5 protein-coding genes and 1 pseudogene are annotated in these 4,404 nt (G+C 57.1%); 1 reads left to right on the top strand and 5 read right to left on the bottom strand.

Features of this window, described 5'->3' with window-relative positions:
* Positions 1–215 (top strand): annotated as a pseudogene (locus V7080_RS24350) (C4-dicarboxylate ABC transporter); the annotation flags it as partial.
* Between the two features lie 145 nt (positions 216–360).
* Here V7080_RS24350 and V7080_RS24355 read toward each other — a convergent pair.
* From V7080_RS24355 to V7080_RS24375, 5 genes are all read right to left on the bottom strand, one after another.
* A complete protein-coding gene (locus V7080_RS24355; RefSeq protein WP_225782449.1) occupies positions 361–1,158 on the bottom strand; it encodes an IclR family transcriptional regulator in 798 nt (265 codons plus the stop codon).
* Positions 1,159–1,188: 30 nt separating this feature from the next.
* The gene (locus V7080_RS24360; RefSeq protein WP_334190965.1) at positions 1,189–2,193 is read right to left on the bottom strand and encodes a 2Fe-2S iron-sulfur cluster binding domain-containing protein; all 1,005 of its coding nucleotides are present in this window, start codon (positions 2,191–2,193) and stop codon (positions 1,189–1,191) included.
* A gap of 117 nt (positions 2,194–2,310) precedes the next feature.
* Positions 2,311–2,640 (bottom strand): Rieske 2Fe-2S domain-containing protein, encoded by a 330-nt coding sequence (locus tag V7080_RS24365; protein WP_225782447.1) that lies wholly within the window; start codon positions 2,638–2,640, stop codon positions 2,311–2,313.
* Between the two features lie 11 nt (positions 2,641–2,651).
* The gene (locus V7080_RS24370) at positions 2,652–3,125 is read right to left on the bottom strand and encodes a nuclear transport factor 2 family protein (protein WP_334190966.1); all 474 of its coding nucleotides are present in this window, start codon (positions 3,123–3,125) and stop codon (positions 2,652–2,654) included.
* A complete protein-coding gene (locus tag V7080_RS24375; RefSeq protein WP_279992343.1) occupies positions 3,118–4,350 on the bottom strand; it encodes an aromatic ring-hydroxylating oxygenase subunit alpha in 1,233 nt (410 codons plus the stop codon). Before V7080_RS24375 ends, V7080_RS24370 begins: the two co-directional genes overlap by 8 nt.
* Between the last annotated feature and the right edge of the window lie 54 nt (positions 4,351–4,404).

Here is a 4,404-nt window from a genome sequence, read left to right on the forward strand (position 1 = left end):
CGGCTTGGGTAGGAAGGGTGTTCGCCGAGTCCGGGCTGCCCGGACGCAAGATCGCCGCGGATCGCAAGAATATCTTCTACACAGTGCCGGCTGCGGAAGTTCAACGCTGGCAAGCGGCTTCTGAAGGTGTCGTGGCCGAATGGGTGAAGGACGTGACTGCTAAAGGCTATGACGGGAAAAAACTGCTCGAAGAAGCTAAAGCCTTAATGAAATAAACAGAATGCCGGTAGTCACGACACTCACGCGCGGCTGCCGGCGCAATCCCCGGCATCTCCAGCGAAACGGGACTGATGCAAGTCGCCGCCATCAATCGCGTGGTCTGACTCTGCCGGTGACGCAGGTCCTGTCCGAGATCCGCTTTCAAGCGTCTTTATACGGTTTATGGCCAAGGCTACGGGAAATCGATTCTGCTGTTCGCAAGGTGAGTGGCACAAGCGCTTCGATCTGCCCTTCTGTAATCCGTGCGGACGGTCCGACGACGGCAATTGCCGCAATAACCGTGCCGTTGAAGTCGAAGACCGGCGCCGCGATGCCCCGGATGTCGGCAATGAATTCTTCCCGTTCGATGCAGTAGCCGGCTTGTCGGATCTCGGCAAGCTGACTGCGAAGCACGGCCGGGTCGACGATCGTATTTTCCGTGTATCGGGCTCGGGGCGCGCGCAGCGCTTCTTCGATCACTTCATTAGGCTGAAAGGCGAGCAGGACCTTTCCGTTTGCCGTGCAATGCAGCGGCGCCCTTCCTCCTATGCGCGCCGCCACGCGCACCGGCTGGCTGCTCTCGATCTTTTCGAGGTAGAGCAGTTCGTTGCGATGGAGGATCGCCAAATGGGTTGTTTCGTTTGTCTCATGGGAAAGCCGGGCCAGATGAGGTCTTGCCACATGGGACAGCTCGCTTTGGGCCAGTTTGGTGCCCGCAAGCACGATGATGCCGTGACCAAGGGTATATTTCTTGGTGTCGGAAAGCTGCTCGACCAGGCTGTGTGCTTCAAGTGTCTTGAGCATATTGAAAACGGTCGCTTTGTTGAGGCCGAGCCTTGTCGCGAGCTCCGTGATCCCGAATGCCGGCGCCTCGGGGGTAAATTGCTCAAGAAGCGTCAATGCATTGTCAAGCGACTTCATGAGGGCGCCCTTTGCCTGGCCCTTGCTGTCCTGTTCCATATGCTTGTCCCATCATCTGATCCGTGAGGATTAAGCGAATTTGTCGAAGCGAATCTGGGATCGCTTAACCCGTGACTTGAGCAGCAAACGTACCATGGCATCAATCATGGCGGGCGGCCCCCCCATATAGACCTGGCGCGCAGAAAGGTCTCCCGCACTGCGGGCGACCACCTCATGTACATAGCCGCGTTCGCCTTTCCAATCCGCGAACTCGCCCGCTTCCGAAATGGCCCAGGTAACTCGCACCGCCCCTCCAGCCGCCTCAATGAGCTCTTGGAGGGACGCGGTCGCGAAAATGTCGGCGGGCGTCCTTACTCCGATAAAAATATCCAGACGCTGCTTGCGAAGCAGGCCGCGGGATAGCGCATCGCGCGCAATCGACAGGATAGGCGCGAGGCCGGTACCGCCGGCGACGCAGAGTATATCGCGCTGTGCGGTCGCATCGATGAATGCGTGACCCAGCGGCACCACCAGGCGCAAGGGGATGTCGCGCGCCCCGAGCAGAATTGGCGATGACACGCCACCCGGGACGCGGCGGATATAGAACTCGAGAGTGGAGGTCAGCGTATTGCCGGTGTTTGCCATCGAGTAGGCGCGATATCCTGTGACGCCGGGCACTTCAAACAATGCGTATTGGCCGGCGAGGAAAGTAATCGGCTCGTCGAGTTGAACCATCACGCGTGCGATATCGCTCGTCTCAGTTTCCGCGCTTGCCCGGCCCTTCACGATGCGGACCGGGGGTAGACTCGCGTCCCGCGATTTACATAACGCGTCCGGCAATCTACAGTCACTCTGTGGTAATGCCTGGCACAGGAGCACATGGCCCTCTTGGCGCTTTGTCTCGGGCAGCCCGGGCGCATCCGGCCAGCGGACGACGACAGCACCTTCAATGATCTGGGTACGGCATGAGCCACAAGTTCCTGTCGCGCATTCATACGGAAGCGCATAGCCTGCCCGCAGGCCTGAAATCAGGAGCGGTTCGTCCGTCGCAGCGTCGAAGCCGTTGGCGGCGTCAAAATGGATTCGATGAGGCATGGTCATTAGTCGAGAGTCCGGCAGTTGGTGATGAGGATTCCACTAGTGCGGAAAGAAATGGGCGATATCCGCCTTTATTGCCTGGTCTTGCTGGTTCTATCCGGCAAGACCAGGCAATTACTCGGCCGCTTCCGGGAGTTCGACGAACACCTCGTCGCCGATGACGCTCACAGGATACTGTTGCAGTTTTGCGTCCTCGGGTTCAATCCCGGCGCCCGTCTGTGCGTCGAACTGCCAAAGATGTTCTGTACAAGTGATTACTTCACCATCAAAGGCGCCTTGGCAAAGCGGGATGTCCATATGTGGACACTTGTTCTGGAAGGCACGGATTGCTCCTTTGGTAGAGACCAAGAGCAGGCTGTTGTCAGTGCCCGGGACGGACATTTCGATCATCTCACCCTCCGGAATGTCGGTCCTGGCACATAGCTTGATCGGTTGCGTATTCATCAGTTATCTCGTTAAAGCGGCAAGGGGGTTGGCACTGTGAACATGCGCGTATGGAGCCGTACTGTCCGGCTGTCGATGAGCCAGGTGTCTCCGTTTTTCACGAGCCGATCCTCATAGTGGCCCACGGCGAACAGGTCGCTCTGTCCCTTCATGTCAGTACGGAACACTGAAAAGGTCGACCGCGCCAATGCCTCGCCTTTTTCGAGGCTGATTTGATCCACAGTGATCTGATGCGTCCGGTCGGCCAGGTCATGCACATGTTCCGCCGACTCCTTCAACAGGCGTAGAAGCTCGGCGCGTTTAACCGACATCCAAATCATTTCCTTGCCAATCTCGGGACTGTATGTGCGCAACACATAGCTCCCCGGTTCTGCAAAGGCAGCGATAACGGCATCAAAATCCTTGGTGTCAAGCAGCCGCCCTACGCGTGCAATCAGCTCGCGTATCGCTTCACGCTCGAAGAGTTGGCTTGCGACGTCAGACATTGGTGATCTCCTTTATTGAATGAGAAACATCGGTATCCACATTACCGTGCCTGAACGGATCATTCGGCGCGCGTCCAAGGCACCGACCCCATTCCTGATAGAAGGCGCGGAGGTTGGCATCGTCCTGCGGTTTCAGCCCTTCTTCCCTGGCAAAGAGGCTGTATCGCGATCCACCCTGGACCATGGTCTCCCACTGCGTTTCGACGGCGGCGATATCCTCTGGGAGATTGCGACCGGCCGGTCCCCATACCTCATTGTGGTGCTGGATCCGCATTGCGCGGACGTCCGGTGTATCGGACTTGAGCCCTACGCCGCGCCATTCGACGAGGGTCTTGCCGGGTGCGAGTGGCGTCATTGTGTCTATACGCATCACGGTCGCGCGAATATTGAGCATCACGTCAGGAAACAGCAGCATGACGACCATGCCGTTCGGCTGCATTCCCGGCAATGCGCCCTCGCTCCGCTCCCCCAGCCCGTAACTGTCGTAGTGAATTACACCCTGCTGAATGATGTTGTGGGAATTCTGGTAAAGCAACCAATTGCGTTCGTGATAGCTCTTGTGTGCGACGGCGGTGCGCCGGTTCAGCACATGCAGGAATTCATGATAGAGCTCGGAGTTGTTGTCTACGAAGAGCTTCCAGTTCGTATTGATGATCGCGCGATGGTAATGGAATACCTCAAGCTCTTCCTGGCCAAGGTGGGTCTTCATATGGTCCGCCATACCACCCAAGAATTGCTCGAGTGGTGGCACGTCGTCCTTCAGGCAAACGAACACCATGCCGCAGAAGATTTCCGTTCGGACAGAGCGCAGTCCAACGTCGTCTTTTTTCAGACTGCAGCCGTCATATCCCTTGCTTCGGGTGATGCTTGTGCACTTACCGTCGAGCGCAAACGTCCATAGATGATAAAGGCACTGCAGGCCCTTCTTCGCATTTCCACGCTCGTCGCGCACTAGGCGCGCGCCCCGGTGTGGGCAAACGTTAAAGAACGCCATAATCGACCGGTCCTCGCTGCGCAGGATGACAACCGGTACCCCGGCGATTTCCTTCGCCCGGTAGTCGCCGGGTTCTGGCAGTTCCGATTCGTGACAGACAAGCCGCCACGTTGCAGCCAGGATTTTCTCTCGCTCTTCCTCGAAAATCACCGGATCCGTATAGATTCGGTTATCTACATAGTGCGTAGACGGAAGCTTAGGGGCAGTAGCCCAGGGACTGACATGATCCATTGCGTTCTCCGTTTAGGTATAATAAACATCATTTATTTATAATAAATGATGGCA

The sequence above is a fragment of the Noviherbaspirillum sp. genome (assembly GCF_036846085.1).
Taxonomy (GTDB): domain Bacteria; phylum Pseudomonadota; class Gammaproteobacteria; order Burkholderiales; family Burkholderiaceae_D; genus Noviherbaspirillum.